This is a genomic window from Brevundimonas sanguinis, assembly GCF_029636725.1.
GTDB lineage: Bacteria > Pseudomonadota > Alphaproteobacteria > Caulobacterales > Caulobacteraceae > Brevundimonas > Brevundimonas sanguinis.
Window position 1 is genome coordinate 1,217,402 of record NZ_CP116770.1, and the last position, 22,548, is coordinate 1,239,949.

Below are 22,548 nucleotides of genomic sequence, written 5' to 3' on the forward strand. Positions count from 1 at the left end.
AGGCGGCTCTGATTTCTGTTCCGATATCGGAATTTTCGTCACGGTTTCTCAGTTGAAACGGCACGAAACCGAGGCTGATCCGTCACCGCCTCGCGCAAGCTTCCGCCCCGCTTTTCGCTATCCCTCGCCGCCAGGCAGGAGGGGCGTCGACGTCATCGTCGGCAAAGACCGTCTCCCGCCGCAGCTATTTGACCCAATCGGTGGAACGATGATGAACAGCAGCTTCAAGACCCTGCTCGTGGCGGCGGCCAGCACCCTGGCCCTGGCGGCCTGCGGCGGCTCCGCCGAGGTAGCCTCGCCCGGCGAAGGCGATTTCGGCAATGGCGGCGGCGGCAACCCCGGCGGGCCGGGCACGCCGGGCACGGGCCAGGCGGCGGCGGATTGCCCGACCGGCTTCGCCAACGTCGGCACCATCGCCAACGGCACCCTTCGCAACTGCCAGCTGCCCCAGCAGATCAACGGCTCGCTGACCGTGCCGCTGCGCGCCGGCACCATCTACTCGATCTCGGGCCGCACGGCCGTGGGCACCGACGGCGGCGTCGACGCCTCCGCCAACGCCGGCACACAAGGCATTCTGACGGTTGAGCCGGGCGTGACCATCTTCGCATCGGGCGGCGGCGACTATCTGCTGGTGAACCGCGGCTCGCAGATCTACGCCGAAGGCACGGCTTCCCAGCCGATCATCTTCACCAGCCGTCAGAACGTCGAAGGCACGACGACCGAGACCTCGCAAGGTCAGTGGGGCGGCATCGTCATCGCCGGCCGCGCGCCCCAGGCCAACTGCCAGCTGACCGCCCCGGTCACCTGCACCGGCCAGGTCGAGGGCACCAACGCCTTCTACGGCGGCGGCAACGCCAACGACAACTCGGGCCGTCTGCGTTACGTCCAGATCCGCTATTCGGGCTTTGAAATCTCGACCGGCAACGAACTGCAAGCCCTGACCCTGGCCGGCGTCGGCGCGGGCACCACCATCGAATACGTCCAGTCCTACAACTCGTCGGACGACGGCATCGAAATCTTCGGCGGCAACGTCAACCTGAAGCGCATTGTCATCAACGGCGCGGATGACGACGCCTTCGACACCGACACCGGCTGGCGCGGCGGCGCCCAGTTCGGCATCGTGACCCAGCGCGCTCCGAACGCGACCAGCCGCTCGGCCGGGTTCGAGTTCTCGGCCGCCCCGGCCTCGACGCCGCTGGCCCAGCGCTACAACTCGCAGCCGAAGATCGCCAACTGGACGCTGGCGGGCCGCAACTCGCCGACCGACGCCCACACGGTGGCCCACTTCGACACGGGCACGAAGGCGACCGTGGTCAACTCGGTCTTCACCAGCGTCTCAGGCTCGCTGGCCGGGTGCCTGGACATCGCCGACGCCGACACCGCCAGCGTGAACCCGGTGTTCAACTCGGTCTTCATGTCCTGCGGCGTCTCCTACCGCGCCAGCGGCGCCGCCCGTTCGGGGCCGGTCTTCACGGCCGGTTCGAACAACACGGTCAAGGGAACCTCGACCCTGGCCGCCCCGACCTCGGGCGTCACCATCACCAACCAGACCCTGACCTTCATCAACGGCGCCAACGAGACCGCCGTGACCCCGGTCAAGGCCTCGAGCGTCCACGCCGCCTTCACCGACACCGACTACATCGGCGCCGTGAAGAACGCCTCGGACACCTGGTGGCAGGGCTGGACCTGCGGCCTGACGGCCAATCTGAAGTGCTGATGAACCCTCTGGCGAGGCGGCGGTCCGAAAGGGCCGCCGCCGACCCATTGAGCGTCCAGCCTATCTCGACCTTCGCAAGGCAGCCGAACATGAAGAACAAGACCCTGACCCGTAACGGGGTGCTGATGGCCAGCAGCGCCCTCGTCGCCGTATTCGGCGCGCCCAGCCTCGCGCTCGCCCAGGCTGTCGCACAGACGGCCGCCCCCGCCGCCGCCGTGGCGTTGAGCGCTGAACTGCCCGCCGATCCGGAGAGCCCGGATCAGGTGTCGCAAACCCCGGCCACCCAGTTGGGCGACATCGTCGTCCTGGGCCGCAACATCCCGCAGGAGAATCGCCAGAGCGCCGAAGTGGCTGCTTTCCTGACCTCCGAGGACCTGCAACGCACCGGCGATTCCACCGCCGCGGCCGCCCTGACCCGCGTGACCGGCCTGTCGATCGTCGATGGCCGCTTCGTCTATGTCCGCGGCCTCGGAGAGCGCTATTCCTCGGCCCTGCTGAACGGTTCGCCGCTGCCCAGCCCCGAGCCGCTGCAGCGCGTTGTGCCGCTGGACCTGTTCCCCTCCAGCATCCTGGCGGGTGTGACGGTTCAGAAGTCCTATTCCCCCAACTATCCCGGCGAGTTCGGCGGCGGGGTCATCGACCTGCGCACCGTGGACGCCCCGGCCGAGCCCTTCCTGACCTTCAAGGTCGGCGTCGGCGGCAACACTGAGACCACCGCGCGCGACAACCTCGTCTACTACGGCTCGGATTCCGACTGGACCGGCTTCGACGATGACACCCGCAAGGTCCCCGGCGCCATCGACATGGCTTTCCGCACGGGCAAGCAGATCAACCTGGCCAACTTCTCGGCCTCTGAAGTGCAGGCGATGGGCCGCTCGCTGGTCAATGCGCCGCTGCGCCTGATGCAGCGTCAGCAGACGCCCGTCGACGGCAGCCTGGAACTGGCGGGCGGCTTCCGCACGCCGACCGAGATCGGCGACCTGGGCGTCATCGCCGTCGCCGGCTACGACAACTCCTGGCGCACCCGTCAGGCGATCCAGGAAGAGGGCCAGTTCCAGGGCGATGACCTGGTGCCGGTGTCGACCTTCGACGTCGAGTCGAACCAGAACGACGTGCGCCTGAACCTGCTGGGCGGTCTGTCGCTGACGACCGACGATCACGAGGTGAAGTGGACCAACCTCTACGTTCGCACCACGACCAAGCGCGCGCGCACCTCGGCCGGGCCGGACTTTGACGCCGGCGGCAGCGTGATCCGCAACGACTACACCGAGTGGTTCGTGCGCCAGCTGTTCACCAGCCAGCTGGCCGGCGAGCACTACTTCGGCGCCGACGGCGCGTGGAAGCTGGACTGGCGTGCGGCCTACGCCACAACGTCGCGCGACGCCCCTTATGAATCGCGCTTCCAGTACGGCGTGGACGCTCAGGACCGCTTCATCCACAACGTCCAGGGCAATCAGATTTCGTTCAGCGAACTGGACGACGAAGTCTGGTCCGGCGGCGTGGATCTGGCCTACAAGCTGCCGATGGCGGCGGGCCGCGAGGCGACCATCAGCGTTGGCACCTCGACCCTGGACAACACCCGCTCGGCCGAGCGTCACGACCTGCAGTTCGAGGCCGTCAACGGCCTGACCGACAGCCAGCGGCGCTCGCGGATCGACTATCTGTTCTCGGACTTCAACATCAATCCGTGGACCCTGCAGCTGCGGGAGATCGCCGGCTCGAACGGCGCCAACGCCTACGACGCCGACATGAAGGTCAACGCCGTCTACGCCATGGTCGACGCCGAGTTCGTGCCGACCGTGCGCACCACCTTCGGCGTCCGCTTCGAGGACGGCCAACAGAGCGTGACCCCGCGGGACCTGTTCGGCGGCACGACGTCCTATGAGGCGACGAAGATCGAGGAGCAGTACTGGCTGCCGTCGTTCACGGCGACGTGGAACTTCACCGAGGACCAGCAGCTGCGCTTCGGCGCGTCCAAGACCATCGGCCGTCCGCAGTTCCGCGAGCTGGCGCCACAGGCCTATACGGACCCGGAAAGCGACCGCGTCTTCATCGGCAACCCGTATCTGACCGATACCGAAATCCTGAACCTGGACGCGCGCTGGGAATGGTATTTCGGCCGCCAGCAGTTCGTCACGGCGGGCGTCTTCTACAAGAAGCTGGACAAGCCGGTCGAGGCGGTGATCGTCGACGTCGGCAACCAGCGTCAGCAGACCTTCCTGAACGCGCCGGAAGCGACGGTCATGGGCGTCGAGGCCGAGGTGAAGAAATACTTCGAGTTCGCCGACCAGCCGTCCTTCATCTCCAACAAGCGCTGGCTGGTGCAGGCCAACTACACCTGGTCGGACTCTGACGTCTCGGTGGGCGAGGGCGACACCGTCATCACCCTGGGCGGCGGCGGTCGTCCCGAACAGGCGGCCTTCTTCATCCAGGACGGCAGCCGTCTGCAAGGCCAGTCCGAGCATGTCGCCAACCTGCAACTGGGATGGGAAGACGACACGGCCCGCTCGCAGGCGACCTTCATCCTGAACTACGTCTCGGAGCGGATCACCGCACGCGGCGCAGGCGTCGGCACGGCGCGCGAGCCGGATTACCTGCAGGAGCCGGGCGCCTTCCTCGACTTCGTCTATCGCAAGGACTTCACCGTGAAGGGCCGCGACCTGGGCTTCGCCCTGGAGCTGCGCAACCTGCTCGGCACGGAGTTCGAGGAGTATCAGGAGAAGGGCAACCGGATCCGCATCAACCAGTACGACCTGGGCCAGAGCGCCTCGGTCAGCCTGACCGCGCGTTTCTAGGCGCGGATCGCGCCTGACAGTCGAGCCGGGAGGCCCTCAGCGGTCTCCCGGCTTTTTTATTGCCTCTCTATAGGCGGGGCGTGGCGGGTGACGGTTGCGCATCATTTCATCCGAACCCGCTTCATGTGTCGTGACAACTTCTCGACGCTGTCATGGTTCGGAGCGAGCCGGGTACGGAGCATCCGCCTAGGGAGGCGAGGCGGCCGCGAGAGGCCGTTGGGGATGTCTTCCTTGCTCGCTGGCCTTCGCAAATTGAGCGCCGTTTCGTTGGGCAAGGGCGGCCTGTCCCTTCGCCGTCCGCCCCTGCGGCGCGTGGTCGAGGCGGCGCTGATCCTTCTTCTTCTGGTGCAGGGCGGGCGGCTGATCTGGCTGTTTGCCGCGCCGAGCCCGGAAACGCCGCAGGCGCGGCCCTTGTCGGACGTCGACCTGGGCGTGCTGTCGCGCTTCGACGCCTTCTTCCGCAACGGCGGGGGCGGGGCCGAGGCCACGCCGTCGGACGGCGGCGGTCTGACCCTGTTCGGCGTGCGCGCGGACGGTGCGGGCGGCGGCTCGGCCATCATCGGCCTGGCGGACGGCCGCCAGGTTTCGGTCGGCGCGGGTGAGGAGCTCGAGCCGGGGCTCACGCTGACCTCGGTGGCGCCCGATCACGTCATGCTGTCGCGCGGCGGCGCGCCGTTCCGTCTCGACTTTCCTGATATGGCCTCGGGCGTTGCACCCGCCGCGCCTGTAGCGGCGGCGCCTCCGGCCGCGTCGACGCCCGAACCGGCCTCGGCCGAGGGCGCGGTGGTCGATCCACAGCGCCTGATCGCCCAGGCGGGCCTGCGTCCGCGCATCAAAGGCCTCGGCGTCAACGGCCTGACCGTCTCCGCCTCGGGCGACGGGGGCGAGCTGCGCAATGCAGGCCTGCGCTCAGGCGACGTCATCCTGTCGGTCAACGGCACGGCCCTGAACAACCCGCAGGCCATCGCCGCCCTGCGCGGGCAGCTGGCCGACGCCCCCTCGGCCCAGATCCAGTTCGAGCGCGACGGCCAAGTCCGCTCCACCACCGTAAGGACGCGTCCATGAAGGCTCGCCGCCGCTCTCTGCTCACCGGCGTCCTGGCCGCTGTTCTGGCGGTCCAGTCGCTGGCCGCCGCGCCGGTGATGGCGCAGGAGACGCGTCAGACGCTGAACGTACAAAACGCCGACATCCGCGCCTTCGTGCAGGACGTGGCGCGCACGACGGGGCGCACCTTCATCGTCGATCCGGCGGTGACGGGCACGGTGACGGTGTCCAGCCCGCGTCCCCTGACGCGCACCCAGCTGTTCGAGGTTTTCCTGTCGACGCTGCGGGCCAACGGCCTGGTGGTGACGCCGACGTCGTCGGGCGCCTATCGCATCAGTCCGGCCCAGGGCGCGGCGCAGGGGCCGGCCACCGTCGGCGCCGAGCGCTTTTCGACCGAGGTCTTCACCCTTCGCCACATCGACGCCGCCTCAGCCGCCGAGACGATCCGGCCGCTGGTCGGGGCGCAGGGGCAGGTGCTGGCCAATCCCGGCGCAAACAGCGTGGTGGTGGCCGACTTCGCCGATAACCTGGCGCGCATCCGGGCGCTGGTCGGCCGCATCGACGTGGATCGTTCCGCCTATGAGGTCGTGGCGCTGGAGAACGCCTCGGCGCGCGAGATCGCGGGCGTGCTGCAACAGGTGACGGGCGGTCCCGGCGGGCCGGGTCTGGTGACGATCACCCCGGTCGAAAGCTCCAATGCGCTGGTGCTGCGCGGGGACGGTCAGGCGCTGGCGCGGGTGCGCGGCCTGATCGCCGATCTGGACGGCCGGGCGCGGGCCAGCCAGGACGTCAACGTCGTCTTCCTGGAGCACGCTGACGCCGAGCAGCTCCTGCCGGTCCTGCAACAGATCGTCGGTCAACCGGCGGATGCGGCGGCGACCTCTTCGCCGCGCCTTCGCACCGCGCGCGCCGGGACGACTAACCCCACCAGCGGCATGGGGCAGGGCGGCCTGACCACGGCGTCCGAGGGCGAGACCGGCCCCATCGGCTCGACCACCGTCACCGCCACCGGCCAGCGCGCCACCATCGCCCGCTTCCCCGGCGCGAACGCTCTGGTCATCTCTGGCCCGGCGGACCTGCAGCGCACCCTGACCGAGGTGATCCGCCAGTTGGACGTGCGTCGCCAGCAGGTGCTGATCGAGGCCATCGTCGTCGAACTGAGCGACAAGGCCGTGCGCGACCTGGGCGTGCAATGGCTGATGGCGGGCGAGCAGGGCGTCGGCCTGACCAACTATTCCGACCGCGCGGCACCGCTGGTTCCCCTCGGGGGGGGTGCGGCGGCGGGCCAGCTCGACAAGGACGATCCCCTGCGCGAGCGGTTGCAGAACCTGGCGCTGAACAGCCTGCTGGGCGCCAACGGCTTCGTCGGCGGGGCGGGCGGCAAGTGGGGCGACGGCCTGTTCGGCTTCATCATCAATGCGGCCAAGACCGACGCGGGCTCCAACCTGCTGCAGACCCCGTCGATCATGACGCTGGACAATCAGGAGGCGACCTTCCTGGTCGGGCAGGAGGTGCCGATCACCACCGGCCAGACCATTCTGGACGGCAACTCCAACCCCTTCACCACGACCGAGCGCAAGGACATCGGGGTGCGCCTGACGGTGCGGCCCCAGATCAACGCCGGCGGCTCCATCACCCTGACCCTGCGGCAGGAGGTGTCGAGCATTAACGGCCTGCTGACCAGCGGCGCCAACGACCTGATCCTGGACAAGCGCGAGCTGGAGACGACGCTGGTCGTCGATGACGGCGACATCGCCGTGGCGGGCGGCCTGCTGGATCAGAACGATCGGCTGGAGACGAGCAAGGTTCCCGGCCTGGGCGATATTCCGGGCGTCGGCGTCCTGTTCCGCTCGACCAGCCGCGAGCGCGGACGGACCAATCTGATGGTTTTCCTGCGCCCGACCATATTGCGCACCTCGGCGGACGCACAGGGGCTGGCGGCGGACCGCTGGGGCTATATGCGCGGCGAGCAGCAAAGGGTTCATCCCGATCGCGAGCCCAGCCTCGACGCCCTGCTGCGCGACTATATGCAGGCCCAGCCGCCTGCGGCTCCGGCGGCGGGCGAGCCGTTGGTCATCGCCCCCGTGGCGCCTGTCGCGGCGCAGCCGCTGCCGCCCGTCTCGGGAGCCGCCCGGTGATCACTGTCGTCGATCCGCGACTGCCCTACGGCTTCGCCAAGATCCACGGCGTCCTGCTGCTGGCGGCGGGCGAGGTGATGGCGGTCGGGGTGCGCGAAGGCGCCGACCCTCTGGCTCTGGTCGAGGCGCGCCGCGCGCTGGGCCGTCCGCTGGAGGCGACGCGGTTCAGCGCCGCGGCCTTCGACCGCAAGCTGTCGGAAGTCTATGCGGGCGAGCAACTGACGGCCGCCGACGGCGACGACCTGTCCCTGCCGGTAGGGCTGGACAGTCTGGTGGACGACATACCGGCGGCGGCGGATCTGCTGGACGCCACGGACGACGCGCCGGTCATCCGCCTGATCAACGGCGTCATCGCCGAGGCCGCCCGCATCGGCGCCTCGGACGTGCATCTGGAAAGCTATGAGACGCGCCTGCTGGTGCGGATGCGGGTGGACGGGGTGCTGCGCGAAGCGCTGAGCCTGAACCCGCGCGTGGCGCCCTTGCTGGTGTCGCGCATCAAGGTCATGGCGCGGCTCGACATCGCCGAGAAGCGCAAGCCCCAGGACGGGCGCATCCCCCTGACGCTGGGCGGCAAGTCGCTGGACGTGCGCGTCTCGACCCTGCCGTCGCGGGCGGGCGAGCGGGTAGTGCTGCGCATCCTGGACAAGGATCAGGCCGGGCTGACGCTGGATCGGCTGGGCATGGACCCGGCGGCGCTGGAGGCCTTCCGCCATGCGCTGGCCGAGCCGAACGGCATCATCCTGGTCACCGGGCCGACCGGCTCGGGCAAGACGACCAGCCTCTATGCCGGGCTGTCGCTGCTCAACGACGGCTCGCGCAACATCCTGACGGTCGAGGACCCGGTCGAATACGCCATGGAGGGCGTGGGCCAGACGCAGGTGAACCCCAAGGTCGGCATGACCTTCGCCGCGGGTCTGCGCGCCATCCTGCGCCAGGACCCGGACGTGGTCATGGTCGGCGAAATCCGCGACACGGAGACGGCGGCCATCGCCGTTCAGGCGTCGCTGACCGGCCATCTGGTGCTGTCGACGGTCCACACCAACGATGCGGCCGGGGCGGTGACGCGGCTGCGCGACATGGGGGTCGAGCCCTTCCTGCTGGCCTCGACCCTGCGGCTTGTGGTGGCGCAACGGCTGGTGCGGCGCCTGTGCCCGCACTGCCGGATCGAGGAGACGGCGGACAAGGCGACGGCGCGGCTGATCGGCGCCGAAGAAGGCGTGCGAGTCTGGCGGCCGCACGGCTGCGCCGACTGCGGCTCGACCGGCTATGTGGGCCGCATCGGCCTCTATGAAACGCTGACGGTGGACGAGAAGGTGCGTCGTCTGATCGCCTCGGGCGCCGACGAGGACGCGGTGTTCGACGCCGCCTTTGCGCGCGGCGGGACGCTGGCTGACCGGGCGCGGGCGCTGGTTCTTGAAGGCGTCACCTCGGTCGAGGAGGCCCTGCGCGTCGCGCGTCAGGAAACCGCCGCCGAAGAGGTCGCGGCCTGATGGCGGCCTTCGACTACATCGCCGCCGACGCGGCCGGGCGGACAGTCAGCGGCTCCGTGACCGCCGCCGACGAGGCCGCCGCGCGCAAGGCGCTGGCGAAGCGTCAGCTGGCGCCGTTGCAGCTGTCGCCCGGTCGTTTGGGCGCGGTGGCGGCGTCGAAGCCCGGCAAGGCCGGGCGGCTGTCGCCCAAAACGCTGGCGCTGACGACCCGCCAACTGGCGACGCTGATCTCCGTCTCTCCGCTGGAGGAGGCGCTGCGCAACCTGATGCTTCAGGCGGACCGGCCCAACGTCCGCCGCGTGCTGGAAGGCGTCCATGCCGGGGTGATCGAGGGGCGGCGGCTGTCCGACGCCATGGCCCAGCAGGGCGCGGCCTTTCCGCCGCTCTATCGCGCCATGACGGCGGCGGGCGAGCAGTCGGGCGCGCTTCAGCCCATCCTCGAACGCCTGGCCGACGGGCTGGAGCGCGACGAGGTCGTGCGCGGCAAGGTGCTGACGGCGCTGGTCTATCCATGCGTGCTGGCGGTGGTGGCGCTGGGCGTCATCGTCGCCATGATGACCTATATCGTGCCCAAGGTGGTCGATCAGTTCGACAGCATGGGCCAGACCCTGCCGCTGCTGACGCGGCTGGTCATCGGCCTGTCGGACCTGATGCGCGACTGGGGCTGGCTGATGCTGTTGGTGCTGGCGGCCGTCGTCGCCGGCGGGCTGATCGCGCGGCGGCGCGAGGCGGTGCGGCTGAAGCTGGACGCCTGGGTGCTCAGGCTGCCGCTGGTCGGACGGCTGACGCGCGACCTGCACGGGGCGCGCATGGCCCGCACCCTGTCGACCATGATCGCGGCGGGCCTGCCGGTGCTGGAGGGGCTGACCATCACCGCCCGCACCGTCTCCAACCGCGCCCTGCGCCGCGCCACCGAACAGATGGCCGAGGCCGTGCGCGAAGGCGGCGGCCTGTCGGCCGCCATGCGCCGGGCCGAGGTCTTCCCGCCCATCCTCGTCTACATGACCGCCTCCGGCGAAAGCAGCGGCCGGCTGGAGCCCATGCTGGAGCGCGCGGCCGACTATCTGGAGCGCGAATTCTCCAACTTCACCGCCGTGATGCTCAGCCTGCTGGAGCCGGCGATCATCGTGGTCATGGGAGGCATCGTCGCCGTGATCGTGCTGTCGATCCTGCTCCCCATCCTTCAGATCAACACCCTGGCTCTGGGGTGAGGAGACCTACCATGCGTAGCGAAGAAACTCAGGACAAGCGTCGGAAACGTCAGGGCTTCACCCTGGTCGAACTGATGGTCGTCATCGTCATCATCGGCCTGTTGGCGACGGTGGTGGCGATCAATGTCCTGCCCAGTCAGGACAAGGCCATGGTCGGCAAGGCGCGGGCCGACATCTCTGTGCTGGAGCAGGCGGTGGAGACCTATCGTCTCGACAACCTGACCTTCCCCACGGACCAGCAGGGGCTGAAGGCCCTGACGGCGCCGCCCGCCGATCTGGCGCGGCCGGAACGCTATCGCCAGGGCGGCTATGTCCGCCGCCTGCCGGAAGACCCGTGGGGCAATCCCTATCAGTACCGCCGCCGCAGCGCCCATGGCGGCCAGTTCGACATCTGGTCCTTCGGCGCCGACGGCCAGGAAGGGGGCGAGGGAAATGACGCCGATATCGGCAACTGGCAGGGTTGAGGCGCTCTCTCGCCCGGCCGGTTCGGTAGCCGTGGAAACGCCCAAACGCGCTGAAGAAGCGAGCCGCCGCGCGGCGAGCGGTAGCGCACGACAAGGGTTTACCCTTGTCGAGTTAATGGTCGTGATCGCCATCATCGGCGTGGCGGCGGGGGCGGTGGTGCTGTCCATGCCCGACCCGCGCCCGACGCTGGCCGTCGAGGCCGAGCGGTTCGCCGCGCGCCTGACCGTGGCGCGGGAGGAGGCGGTGATGACCAACCGCCCGGTCGCCCTGCGCGCCGATGCGGCGGGCTATGGTTTCGAGAGCTTCGACGGCGCCGTGTGGACGCCTTTGTCCGGCGTGCTGGCGCCCACGGCGTGGGGCGAGGGGGCAGCCGTCGGCGCGCCCGCCCGCGCCGTCTTCGACCCCACCGGCGGCGCCGACGCCGCCAGCGTACGGCTGGAGCGTGAGGGCCAGGCCGTCACCGTCGCCATCGATGGGGCGGGCGAGGTGACGATCCATGAATAGCGCGTCTGCTCCCTTCCCCCTCGATTGGGGAAGGGCCGGGGATGGGGGTGCGGGCGCGACGTTGCGGGAGAGGGCGCAGGAGGCGCGGCGTCTCCGCGCCTCGACGGCCATCGCCTTGCCTGCCCCCCCACCCAACCCTCCCCCCTCGAGGGGGAGGGCTATTAGGGGCGGCTTCACCCTGATCGAGTGTCTGGTGGCGCTGGCCGTGTTCGGCCTGGCGGCGATGGCGTTGCTGAACCTGTCGGGCGAGAGCACGCGCTCGGCGGCGCGGGTCGAGACACGGACGCTGGGCGGCATCGTCGCCGACAATGTGGCCGCTGAGGCGATGATCGCGCGCGACCTGCCCAGCGGCAGCATCTCAGGGCAGGCGTCGCTGGGCGGGCGCGAGTGGCGATGGGTGCGGGTGGTCAGCGCGACGGATATGCCGGGCGTCGGCCGCATCGACGTGCGCGTCTTCGCCGATGAGGAACAGGCCGACGAGCGCGTGCTGTTCCGGGCGGCGGGCGCATGAAGTCGCGCGCTGGATTTACGCTGGTTGAGGTCCTGATCGCCCTATTGATCTTCGCCCTGCTGGCGGGGGCGGGCGCGCTGGTGCTGGGGCAGTCGATCGATAACCGATTTGCGGTGAAGGCCAACGCGGATCGCGTGGCGGCGCTGCAACGCACGCGGGCGCTGCTGCGCGCCGATCTGGCGCAGGCGACGGCGCGGCGGGTGCGCGGGCCGACGGGGCGTCCGGCGCCTCAGGCGATCATGGGCCCGCAATTGCCGGGCGATCCCCTGCTGGTGCTGGCCCGCAGCGGCTGGAGCAACCCGGACGGAGCGCCGCGCGCCTCCCTGCAACGGATCGAGTACCGGCTGGTCGAGGATCGGCTGGAGCGCCGGGTGGCCCCCTATCTGGATGGGGCGCGGGCCGGGCCGCCGCAGGTGCTGTATCGCGGGGTGAAGGACGCCCGCGTCGCCTTCATCCAGAACGGCTCCGAGGCGCCCGCCTTTTCCGCCAGCAGCGACCGGCCCCTGCCGGACGCCGTGCGGGTGACGTTGACGCTCGACGGCTTCGGCCCGGTCGAGCAGCTGTTTCTGGTCGCCGCCGCATGAAGCTGGGCGCGCGCGATCGCCGGGGCATGGCCCTGCTGACCGTCCTGTTGCTGGTAGCGGTGATGGCGGCGCTGTGCGTGGTGCTGCTGGACGATGTTCGCTTTTCGGTGCGCCGCACCACCAACGCCGAGACCCAGGCCCAGGCGCAAGCCTATGCGGCGGGGGCGGAGGCGCTGGCGCGTCGCCGCCTGTCCGATCTGGTTCGCGCCGATCCCGCGCGCACGCCGCTTCAGCCGCACTGGAACGGCCGTGTCTTCACCCTGCCGCTGGAAGACGGCGAGGGGCGGGCGGTGATCCGCGACGGCCAGTCCTGCTTCAACCTGAACAGCCTGGTGCTGGGCCAGGGCGAGGATCTGATCGCGAGGCCTGAAGGGGCGGCGCAGTTCATCGCGCTCGGCGAGGCGCTGGGCGTGCCGCGCGGGCGGATGGCGACGGTCGCGGCGGCGCTGACCGACTGGATAGACGGCGACGCGGAGGTCTCGGCGCAGGGGGCCGAAGATTCCACCTACGCCAGCCGCCCGACGCCCTATCGCACCGGCGGGGTCATGCTGGCCGAGGTCAGCGAACTGCGCGCCGTGGCGGGGGGGGGCGACACCCTTTATCGCCGGTTGAGGCCCTATCTGTGCGCCCTGCCGGAAGCCCGGCTGTCGCCTCTGAATGTGAATACGCTGGAGCCGCAGGACGCCGTGCTGCTGGTCGCGATCAGCCGGGGCGTGGTGGGGCTGAATGCGGCCAAGTCCGCCATCGCCGCGCGCCCGGGGACGGGGTGGTCCAGCCCCGACGCCTTCTGGGCCCAGCCCGCCCTGTCGGGCGTGGTCGTCGACGAAGAGGCCAAGGGCCAGATCACCCTGGCCACCCGTTATTTCGACCTGCGGGTCGAGATCGAGCACGGCGACGCCCGCGCCGTCCGCACCGCCCTGATCCACGTCGCGCCCGATGGCGCGGCGCGCACCGTCATCCGCCGCTGGACGCCCGAAGAATGAGTCACGCTCGCATCCTGTTCATCCCGACCACCGCGACCTTGCCCGCGCGTTTCCTGCTGGTTGATCGCGAGGGCCGCGTCGTCGGGCGCGGCGAGCTGGACCCGCATCAGGCCGACGCCCCGCCGTCGATCCGCACCATCGCCGTGGCCCCCGGCGCCGACGTCATGACGCGTTGGCTGGACCTGCCGCCGGGCAATATGGCCCAGGCCAGAGCCGCCGCGCGCTGGGCGCTGCGCGATCAGGCAGCGGGCGAGGTCGAGGGGCTGGACGTCGCCCTGGGCGCGGCGCCTGCCGACGGCGGCCTGCGCCTGACGGCGGCGGTGTCGTCCAAGCTGCTGCAGGCTTGGCTGCGCTGGATGGAGACCTTCGACATCCGGCCTGACGCCGTCGTGCCGGACAATCTGTGCCTGCCCGCGCGGCTGGAGGCTGAGACGTGGACCGCTGCGCAGATCGGCGCGGACGTGGCTTTGCGCGGTCCGACCTTGGCCGTGACGGTGCAGCCTGATCTGGTCGAGGCGATGGCGGCGGGGCGCGCGCTCGACTGGGTGGAAGGCGAGGCCCTGGAGGCGGCTCTGGCGGCGGGGGCGATGGCGGCGCCGGTCGATCTGCTGCAGGTCCATGACCGGCGCGAGCGTGGGCAGGCGGCGAAGGGCTGGCGTCTTGCGGCGGGTCTGGCGGCGGCCCTGTTGATCTCGCCGCTGATCCTGATGGCGGCGGAAGGCTTGCGTGATCGGGCGGCGGCGGACGGCGCCGGAGCGGAGGCGAGGATCGGGGCGGTGAAACTCTATCCCGAACTGGCGACGACCAAGGATGCGGCGGCCGAAGCCTTGCGCCGTCTGGACGCCGGGCCGCCGCCGCGCGGAACTGCGCGCGCGATGTCCGCCGTTTTCGCCGCCGTCGAGCGCGTGCCGGGCGCCGAACTGGATGATGCGACCTTGGGCGGCGAAGGGTTGCGGGTCACGATGAACCACGCGGCCTTTAATGATCTGGACGCCGTGCGCGCCGATCTGGCCGAGGCCGGTTTGGCGGTGGTCGATGAAACCTCGGCTGAGGAGGGCGGACGGATGATCAGCACGCTGACGATCGGAGGCGCCCGATGAGGACCCCCTTCTCATCCATCGTCGCCTTGTGGGACGGGCGGTCATTGCGCGAACGGCGGATGCTGGCGGTCATGGGCGTTGTGGTGCTGGGCGTCATCGCCTGGCTGGGCGTGGTGCGTCCGCTGGACGGCTGGAAGGCCGATCAGGCGCGCGCCCGGGTCGCGGCTGAGCGGCAGATGGCGCAGGTTCAGACCGCTGTGGCCCAACGAGGCGCGCGACCGAGTGAGGCGGTCGACCTGCAGGCGCTCGTCGCGTCGACGGCCTTGACGGCGGGCGTGCAGCCGACGCTAGGCATGTCCGAAGGCGGGCGGCTCGGCTTCCGACTGGAGCGGGTCACGACGGCCCAGGCCTTCGGCTGGTTGGCGGCGCTCGAGGAAGGCGGGGCGCGGATCGAAGAACTGGGCGTTGTCGAAAACGCCGACGGGACGCTGGGCGTCACCGGGGCGCTCGCTTCCGGCGCATAGCGGCTTTTCCGTCTCGGCCCGTTGGTGGGTTGTGGACTTGAGCGTCCGGGCGGGGCAGGTATCGCAATCATGATATCTCGTCTGGCTCTTCCTGTGATCAGTGCGGCGCTCCTGGCGGGATGCGCCTCGCCGCCGCGTGTCGAGACCGTACGATCGGCCGCCGTGCCCGATGCTGTGACCGCCTATCGCCTGTTCGAGGGAGAAGCTTCGACCGAGACCGACCGCGCGGCGGCTGCGGCGGTACGACAGGCGCTGGCCGCGCGCGGCTGGCGCGAGGTCGACGACAAGACCGCCTGGCGGGTCGAGACGGCCTATGCCGTGCGGCCTCAGAAGACCGGCGTCTTCACCGATGTCGATGCGCGAGACGGCGAATGGACCGAGGCGCCCCGCCTGCCGCAGTTCTGGAGCCGCCGCCGTCAGGTCCATACGTTGAGCCTGATCCTGACAGGGCCGGGTGATGCGCCGGGGGCCTATCGCGTGTCGGCGACTTCGGTCCTGGGGCGAGGTCAGGCCGACGAGGCGCCGGGCCTGCTGGCGGATGCGGCGGTGTCCCAGCTGGGCGCAGTTGATTAGCTGGCCGGACTGGCCTGGGGGTCCATCACCCGGGGCAGGGTGAGGATGAAGGTCGCGCCTGGCGATCCGGCCTGGTGACGGATGGTTCCCCCGTGGCGCTCTGCGACCGTGCGGACGAAGGCGAGGCCCAGGCCCGCGCCTCGGTGGTCAGCGCCGCCGTGACCGAAAGCCTGGAACAGGCGCCGGGCGGCGTCTTCGGACAGACCGGGCCCCTGATCGCTGACGCTGAGGACGCAGACCGGGCGGCCGTTTTCTTCGGCGCCGCTCAGGCTGACCTGAATGGTTCCGCCGCTGGGGCCGTATTTCAGGGCGTTGTCCAGCAGATTGGTGGTCAGGCGACGCAGCAGGGCGGGATCGCCCTGAACCAGGAATTCTTCTTCGCCGTCGGGCGTCAGGATGCGGACGCCCTTCTTCGACGCCTGGGGCCACAGGATGTCGGCAGCGTCCATCGCCACCTGACCCAGGTCCATGAGCTCTGAGCGATAGGGCTGGCTCTCGGCGCGGGCCAGCTGCACATAGCCTTCAGCCAGGTCGAGGGTCTGGCGCGCGTAATCGGCGATGCGTTTCTGGACCGCTGCGTCCAGACGCGGCGCGGGGCCGTCCAGCAGCGTCAGGATCGACACCTGGGGCGCGCGCATGTCGTGGCTGAGCAGTTGCAGCGCCTCGGTGCGCTGGCGCTCGGCGGCGCGGAAACGGGTCATGTCGGCGAAGCGCACGATGTGGCCGACCGGCTGCCCCTCGGCGTCGGTCAGGACCGAGGCCGCCGCCTTCAGGATACGGCCGTCGGGCGTGGCGATCTCGCCGGGATCGCCGTTCGGGTCGAGGAAGCGGCGCCAGGCGGGCTCGCCCAGGGACTGGAACAGCAGGGGCAGGTCGGCGTCCCCCTGCAACTGGTCGCCGAACAGGGCCTCGGCCCGGTCGTTGGACAGTATGATGCGGGCGTAGGGGTCGGCCACCACCGTGGCGTCGGGCAGGCTGCGCAGGGCGTCGGAGATGAAGCGTTCGAGGTCGCGGACCTGGCGCACGGCGGCGCGCAGGGCGTCGACCTGACGGGCCACGACGTCACCGCCTCGGGCCGGGCTCGTCAGGCGCACGCCGTCGCGCTCGAAGGCTTCGACCTCGCTTTGCATATAGGCCGAGGCGGCGGCGAGACGACGCCAGCTCCACAGAGGATAGGCCAGAGCCAGACCCGCCACGGCCGCCGAGGGCAGGAACCACAGGCCGCCTGCCAGGAAGGCCAGCGCCGTGGCGAGCAAGGTCAGGATGATCAGGCCGACGCCCAGCGCCATATTGGCCGCCGGACGCAGGATCAGAAAGCCGCCGACCAGCAGGCTGAGCGGCAGCAGGGAAAAGGCCAGCACCCACCCGTGCGAAAGGCTGCGCGGGCCGCCGCCTTGCAGCAGGGTTTGCAGCAGGGCGGCCTGCACCTCGACGCCGGGGCGTAGCTCGCCGTGCGGCGTGGCCGGGGTGGCGTAGCGGTCGCCCAGTCCCGGCGCCGTGGCCCCGACCAGCACCAGACGGTCCTTCAGAAAGTCGGCGGGCGTCTCGCCGTTGAGAACGTCTACGAAAGACAGGGTGCGGAAGGCGCCGGGCGGGCTGCGATAGACCACGGCCTCCGATGCGGCGGGATAGAGGGCCTCGTCGGCCTGTGGCGCGGGCGGGGGCGGGATGGCGGTTCTCGTGGCGGCCAGAGGCAGGATCAGATGCGGCCAACTCTGACCGCCCGACTGGAGATAAAGGGGGAGGCGGCGCACGACGCCGTCGTTGTCGACCGTCAGATTAACGTGACCCATTCCCGCTGCGGCCGTGGCCAGTCGGGCGGCGGGGGCGTCTTCGCGAAAGGCGGAGCCGTTCAGGCCCGGCGCATCCACGACGACCGGGAGCTGGACCTTGCCGTTGCGGGTCAAGGCGACGGCCAGCGGCTCATCCTGCGACGAGGGCTCGGTGAACAGGACATCGTAGGCGACCGGCCCGGCGCCCGCCTCGGTCAGGCGGTCGATCAGGCGGGCGTGCAGGTCGCGCGGCCAGGGCCATTGGCCCAGGGCCTCCAGACTGCGGTCGTCGATGGCGATGATGACGATGGTCTCGTCAGCCGGCCCGGCCTTGGCCCGCATCAGGGCGTCATAGACTAGGTGGTCGGGCCCGTCGGCGACCGGCGTCAGCGCCAGCCAACTGATCAGCAGGGCGGATGAAGCCGCAACGACGACCCATTCGACCAGGGCGCGGCGGCCGGTGAGGCGAGCGCCGAACCAGCGTTTCCAGCCGCCTTTCAGCCCGGAAGGCGCGGGCGCCACCCTAGCGCCCGATGCGCAGCTGTTGCGGCTCGGACCAGGCTTCCAGCAGGCGGCCGAAACGGTGACGGGCGCTCTGCACGCGCCAGCTGTAGACGCCCGGCGGCAGGTCGCTGAGGGTGAAGGCTTCGTCGGTCAGGCCGGGCTGGTCGATCAGAAGCGGGCCGTCGACGCCGCCGTCTTCAGCCTCGCGCCACAACTGGAAGCGGAAGGCGGCTTCGCCCACGCCCTCGGCCTCCCAGCGGAAGCGATAGAAACGCCTGCGGTCGCGCCGCTCCATCGCCGAGGCCAGTCCGCCGACGCCGTTGCGGGCGCGGATGAAGCTGTAGGTCGTGGCCTTGCCCTCCAGCCCCTCGGGCGACAGGGCGGTCAGGCGCAGGAAATAGGCCCCTTCGTCCAGGTCTCCGAACGCCAGCGGGCCGCCGGGCGCGCTGTCGGCCTCGGCGAAGGCCTCGATCATGCCGGCGTCCTGGGCGACGCGGCCGCGATAGCGCTCGGCGCCCGCCAGGGGCTGGATCTCGAACACGACCTGGGCCTGGGTCTGAGGCGCGTCGGGGCGGGCGAGGGCGGGCGCGGGCAACAGAGGCAGCAGGCGAACGGCGCCTGCGGCGGCGCTGACGCCCTGATCGGCGGCGGCCAGCGCTTCGTCCTCGCCAGAGGCCACGGCGACGGCGCCGTCCAGCACTTCGGTGGCCGACCGTTCGCTGACTTCGTCGAAGGAGACGCGGAAGTCGGTGCCTCGCACGGCCGAAACCGAGACGGGGGTGCGGATGGCGAAGCCGCCCGGGCGGGTGCGCGGCGTGACCCTGGATTCCGCGCGGCCCGCCTCGACCGTCAGGGCGTGATCGACGGCGCCGTTGATGGCGTAGCGGCGCAGGCGGCTGACGCGCACGCGGCTGTTGGAAGGCACCACCACATGGCTGCCGTCTGACAAGGCCAGGCGGACGAAGGCGTTGGCGCCGGTGCTCAGGACGGCGGACTCACGAACGATCTGACCGGCTGTGGGCGCGGCCGCGACGCCGCCCTGATGCAAGGTTACGGCCCCGCGAAAGCCGGCGATGCGCGCCTCGTCCGGATCGGCGCGCAGCAGATCCACGGGCAAGGCCAGAGTGCGTCCGATCGACAGGCGGCGCGGGTTTACGACGCGGTTCTCGCGCTGCACCCGACGGTAATCCAGCGGCCGGTTCATATAGGCGGTCGCGAGGTCGATCAGGGTGTCGCCGGGGCGAACCACATAGTCGAGGGTCTCGGTCGGGCGTGCAGGGGCGGTCGACTGCGCCGCCGCCGGGGCCGCCGACAGCAGAACCGCAGCCGCCAGAACACAGGACCAGTTGGACTTCATGCCTCGCCTCATCCGCGGACCTCAGGCGTCGATGGCGGAATCGGCCCCCGCGACGCGCTCAAGGCGGTAACCGTAGCTGTAAATGGGTGTGAGGCGGAAGCCTTGCTCTGGCCGCAGCTCCAGCTTGTTGCGCACCCGCGAGACGTGCATGTCCAGCGAGCGGCTGTTGAGATTGGGCTCATTGCCCCAGACCGTTTCCAGAATATAGGTCCGCGACAGCGCCCGATGCAGGTTGCGGAACAGCAGCAGGGCCAGGGCGTATTCCTTGGCCGTCAAGGCGATGGTCTCGCCATTGCGCGCCACGCTGCCTGCCGCCTCGTGAAAGACGATGTCGTCGTAGGTCTCTATGCCCGGCGTGACCGGCTGGGCGTAGGCGCGGCGGATCAGGGCGTTGATACGTGCGGCCAGCACCGGCTTGGATAGAGGTTTTGGCAGGTAGTCGTCAGCCCCGGCGTCCAGGCCCGCGACCACGTCTTCGTCCTCGGCGCGGCTGGTGACCAGCAGCATGGGCGGCGCGGGCTTCAGATTGTTCCGCGCCCAGGTCAGGATTTCCAGCCCCGACCGATCCGGCAGGTTCCAGTCGACAATGATCATGTCGAAGGTGTCCTTGCGCAGCGCCGAGATCAGCGCCTGGCCTCGCGAAAAAAGAGTGGCGCGATAACCGGCGTCCTCGACCACGTCGGAGATGAACTCCAACTGGACAGGATCGTCGTCCAACACCGCGATTTTCATAGTTCTGCACGCTCCGGGGAATGGCTGAACCATAGCTGTGGAAGTGGCGCATTAGGCGAGTGTAAAATGTAAAATATAGTCACCTCGCGGAAAGGTTGAAATTCACTGTGACAAGCCTGGCAGGGGCGTCAAGCGGGGCGTCTGATCGCGGCACAGGGACTTGATCCATCGCCGCACTGTTTTCAGCCGGGCGGCGCCGTGAACCTCGCGGTGGGTGCTGAGCCAGAACCGGCGCTCGATCAGCACCTGATCGGGCAGAATCCGCGTCAGTCCCTCGGCCAGGAAGCAGGGCAGGACGCCGATGCCGCCGCCCGCCGCCACCATGTCCCGCTGGGCGCGGATGGACGAGGACGCCAGTCGCGGCCGCAGGTTGGGGCGGATCTCCTCCAGGTAGCGCAGCTCGGGCGCATAGATCAGGTCGTCGACATAGCCGACCATGTCGAAGCGGTTCAGGTCGTCGATGCTCTGCGGGGCGCCGTGCCGTTCCAGGTGTTCGGGGGCGGCGTAGAGCGCCAGTTGATAGGTGGTCAGCGGTTCGACGATCAGGCGCGGGCTGTCGGCGGGGCTGAGGGTGATGGCCATGTCCACCTCGCGGCGGCTGGGCGACAGGAAGCCGGAGCTGGCCGCCAGTTCGACGTTCAGTCCCGGATGCGCCGCCAGCAGGCCGGGCAGGGCGGGAGCCAACACCGCGCCGCCGAAGCCCTCCGAGGCGCTGATCCGCACGGCGCCCGCAATCAGGTCGGGCTGGGTGACGCGCCCGGCGGCCTCCATCGCGCTTTCGGCGTCCAGCGCTCGCTCCAGCAGTTGGGCGCCGGTGGCCGTCAGGTGCAGCCCGGCGGCCGAGCGGACCAGCAGAGTCGACTTCAGCGCCGTCTCCAGCCGCGCGACGCGCCGCCCGACGGTGGCCGCGTCCACGCCCAACCGCTGCGCCGCCGTGGCCAGAGACCCGGCGCGGGCGGCGGCCAGAAACACCCTCAGATCATCCCAGTCGAACATATGCAGATATGCACATCATCACCTGCAAGATTGCAATGGGCCTGACCGGTCCGCTCTGCTAGGGCAGGCTCACGAAGAACCATAATCAGCGGGAGAGACGCCAATGCGCGACATTCGCCACTTCATCGACGGTGCGGCTTTCGAAGGGGCGTCCGGCCGCTTCGGCGACGTCTTCAACCCCAACACCGGCGAGGTTCAAGCCCGCGTCCAGCTGGCGACCGTCAGCGAGATGGACCGCGCGGTCCAGTCGGCGCAGGCCGCCTTCGAAGGCTGGTCGTCGACCAACCCGCAGCGCCGCGCCCGCGTCATGTTCGAGTTCAAGCGCCTGGTCGAGGCGAACATGAACGAACTGGCCGAGATGCTGTCCAGCGAGCACGGCAAGGTCATCGCCGACTCCAAGGGCGACATCCAGCGTGGTCTGGAAGTGATCGAGTTCGCCTGCGGCATCCCGCACGCGCTGAAGGGCGAATACACGCTGGGCGCCGGTCCGGGCATCGACGTCTACTCCTCGCGTCAGGCCCTGGGCGTGGCGGCGGGCATCACCCCGTTCAACTTCCCGGCCATGATCCCGATGTGGATGTTCGGCGTCGCCATCGCCGTCGGCAACACCTTCATCCTGAAGCCGTCCGAGCGCGATCCGTCCGTGCCGGTGCGTCTGGGCGAACTGATGATGGAGGCGGGCGCGCCCAAGGGCGTGCTGAACGTCGTCCACGGCGACAAGACGGCGGTAGACGCCATCCTGGCCCACCCCGACATCCACGCCGTCAGCTTCGTCGGCTCGTCGGACATCGCCCACTACGTCTATCAAACGGGCGCCCGGCACGGGAAACGCGTCCAGGCCATGGGCGGCGCCAAGAACCACGGCATCGTCATGCCCGACGCCGATCTGGATCAGGTCATCAAGGACCTGTCAGGCGCGGCCTACGGTTCGGCGGGCGAGCGCTGCATGGCTCTGCCGGTCGTCGTGCCGGTCGGCAAGAAGACCGCCGATGAACTGCGCGAGCGTCTGGTCGCTGAAATCCCGACCCTGCGGGTCGGCGTCTCGACCGATGATCAGGCCCACTACGGCCCGGTCGTCTCGGCCCAGCACCGCGACCGCGTCGCCGGCTGGATCAGCAAGGGCGTCGAGGAAGGCGCCGAACTGGTCGTCGACGGCCGCGACTTCAGCCTGCAGGGGCATGAGAAGGGCTACTTCATCGGCCCGTCGCTGTTCGACCATGTGACGACGGACATGTCCTCCTATCAGGAAGAGATCTTCGGCCCGGTGCTGCAGATTGTCCGCGCCGCCAACTTCGAAGAGGCGCTGAGCCTGCCGTCCAAGCACCAGTACGGCAACGGCGTCGCCATCTTCACCCAGAACGGCCGCGCGGCCCGCGACTTCGCCGCCCGCGTCAACGTCGGCATGGTGGGCATCAACGTGCCGATCCCGGTGCCGGTGGCCTACCACTCCTTCGGCGGCTGGAAGCGCTCGGGCTTTGGCGACACCAACCAGTACGGCATGGAAGGCGTGAAGTTCTGGACCAAGACCAAGACCGTCACCGCCCGCTGGCCCGACAGCGCGCTGGAGCACGAGGACTCCAGCTTCATCATCCCGACGATGAGCTGACG

General features: G+C 69.8%; 19 protein-coding genes. 15 read left to right on the forward strand and 4 right to left on the reverse strand.

Translation table 11 applies throughout. The annotated features are described in order from the left end of the window. The first annotated feature begins 211 nt into the window (after positions 1–211). The 14 genes from PIB44_RS06255 (at position 212) to PIB44_RS06320 (ending at position 15,579) form a co-directional block, all read left to right on the forward strand. A complete protein-coding gene (locus PIB44_RS06255; protein WP_278070755.1) occupies positions 212–1,717 on the forward strand; it encodes a beta-helix domain-containing protein in 1,506 nt (501 codons plus the stop codon). Between the two features lie 89 nt (positions 1,718–1,806). Continuing rightward, positions 1,807–4,512 carry a TonB-dependent receptor domain-containing protein gene (locus PIB44_RS06260; protein WP_278070756.1) on the forward strand — a complete coding sequence of 902 codons (2,706 nt, stop codon included), beginning with the start codon at positions 1,807–1,809 and terminating at the stop codon, positions 4,510–4,512. A gap of 252 nt (positions 4,513–4,764) precedes the next feature. Beyond that, the gene (locus tag PIB44_RS06265; RefSeq protein ID WP_278070757.1) at positions 4,765–5,577 is read left to right on the forward strand and encodes a type II secretion system protein N; all 813 of its coding nucleotides are present in this window, start codon (positions 4,765–4,767) and stop codon (positions 5,575–5,577) included. Next, positions 5,574–7,694: a type II secretion system secretin GspD gene (gspD, locus tag PIB44_RS06270; protein WP_278070758.1), complete on the forward strand. Its 2,121-nt coding sequence runs from the start codon at positions 5,574–5,576 to the stop codon at positions 7,692–7,694. The genes PIB44_RS06265 and gspD overlap by 4 nt, the downstream gene beginning before the upstream one ends. Continuing rightward, a complete protein-coding gene (gene gspE / locus PIB44_RS06275) occupies positions 7,691–9,184 on the forward strand; it encodes a type II secretion system ATPase GspE (protein ID WP_278070759.1) in 1,494 nt (497 codons plus the stop codon). Before gspD ends, gspE begins: the two co-directional genes overlap by 4 nt. Beyond that, positions 9,184–10,395, forward strand: a complete 1,212-nt coding sequence (gspF, locus tag PIB44_RS06280) for a type II secretion system inner membrane protein GspF (protein ID WP_278070760.1) — start codon at positions 9,184–9,186, stop codon at positions 10,393–10,395. The genes gspE and gspF overlap by 1 nt, the downstream gene beginning before the upstream one ends. Before the next feature lie 11 nt (positions 10,396–10,406). Continuing rightward, entirely contained in the window at positions 10,407–10,859 is a 453-nt protein-coding gene (gspG, locus tag PIB44_RS06285; RefSeq protein ID WP_191743141.1) for a type II secretion system major pseudopilin GspG, read from the forward strand. A gap of 115 nt (positions 10,860–10,974) precedes the next feature. Continuing rightward, positions 10,975–11,364 (forward strand): GspH/FimT family pseudopilin, encoded by a 390-nt coding sequence (locus tag PIB44_RS06290; RefSeq protein ID WP_278070761.1) that lies wholly within the window; start codon positions 10,975–10,977, stop codon positions 11,362–11,364. A gap of 193 nt (positions 11,365–11,557) precedes the next feature. Beyond that, positions 11,558–11,875, forward strand: a complete 318-nt coding sequence (gene gspI / locus PIB44_RS06295; RefSeq protein WP_278070762.1) for a type II secretion system minor pseudopilin GspI — start codon at positions 11,558–11,560, stop codon at positions 11,873–11,875. After that, positions 11,872–12,459 (forward strand): type II secretion system minor pseudopilin GspJ, encoded by a 588-nt coding sequence (gene gspJ / locus PIB44_RS06300; protein ID WP_278070763.1) that lies wholly within the window; start codon positions 11,872–11,874, stop codon positions 12,457–12,459. The genes gspI and gspJ overlap by 4 nt, the downstream gene beginning before the upstream one ends. Further along, positions 12,456–13,442, forward strand: coding sequence for a type II secretion system minor pseudopilin GspK (gene gspK, locus PIB44_RS06305; RefSeq protein ID WP_278070764.1), 987 nt, complete (start codon positions 12,456–12,458; stop codon positions 13,440–13,442). Before gspJ ends, gspK begins: the two co-directional genes overlap by 4 nt. Beyond that, positions 13,439–14,542: a type II secretion system protein GspL gene (gene gspL / locus PIB44_RS06310; protein WP_278070765.1), complete on the forward strand. Its 1,104-nt coding sequence runs from the start codon at positions 13,439–13,441 to the stop codon at positions 14,540–14,542. Before gspK ends, gspL begins: the two co-directional genes overlap by 4 nt. Then, on the forward strand, positions 14,539–15,006 hold the full coding sequence (locus tag PIB44_RS06315) for a type II secretion system protein M (protein WP_278070766.1): 468 nt from the start codon (positions 14,539–14,541) through the stop codon (positions 15,004–15,006). Before gspL ends, PIB44_RS06315 begins: the two co-directional genes overlap by 4 nt. A 69-nt stretch (positions 15,007–15,075) precedes the next feature. Further along, positions 15,076–15,579, forward strand: coding sequence for a hypothetical protein (locus PIB44_RS06320; RefSeq protein ID WP_278070767.1), 504 nt, complete (start codon positions 15,076–15,078; stop codon positions 15,577–15,579). On the opposite strand, the gene PIB44_RS06325 is transcribed toward PIB44_RS06320, so the two are convergent. From PIB44_RS06325 to PIB44_RS06340, 4 genes are all read right to left on the reverse strand, one after another. Beyond that, on the reverse strand, positions 15,576–17,873 hold the full coding sequence (locus PIB44_RS06325) for a CHASE2 domain-containing protein (protein WP_278070768.1): 2,298 nt from the start codon (positions 17,871–17,873) through the stop codon (positions 15,576–15,578). The genes PIB44_RS06320 and PIB44_RS06325 overlap by 4 nt on opposite strands. 1 nt (position 17,874) lies before the next feature. Next, positions 17,875–19,212, reverse strand: a complete 1,338-nt coding sequence (locus PIB44_RS06330; RefSeq protein WP_278070769.1) for a FecR domain-containing protein — start codon at positions 19,210–19,212, stop codon at positions 17,875–17,877. A gap of 21 nt (positions 19,213–19,233) precedes the next feature. Continuing rightward, a complete protein-coding gene (locus tag PIB44_RS06335) occupies positions 19,234–19,944 on the reverse strand; it encodes a response regulator transcription factor (RefSeq protein WP_134580362.1) in 711 nt (236 codons plus the stop codon). A 102-nt stretch (positions 19,945–20,046) separates the two neighbouring features. Then, the gene (locus PIB44_RS06340) at positions 20,047–20,940 is read right to left on the reverse strand and encodes a LysR family transcriptional regulator (protein ID WP_278070770.1); all 894 of its coding nucleotides are present in this window, start codon (positions 20,938–20,940) and stop codon (positions 20,047–20,049) included. A gap of 103 nt (positions 20,941–21,043) precedes the next feature. On the opposite strand from PIB44_RS06340, the gene PIB44_RS06345 reads away from it, so the two are divergent. Further along, positions 21,044–22,546: a CoA-acylating methylmalonate-semialdehyde dehydrogenase gene (locus PIB44_RS06345; RefSeq protein ID WP_278070771.1), complete on the forward strand. Its 1,503-nt coding sequence runs from the start codon at positions 21,044–21,046 to the stop codon at positions 22,544–22,546. The last annotated feature ends 2 nt before the right edge of the window (positions 22,547–22,548 follow it).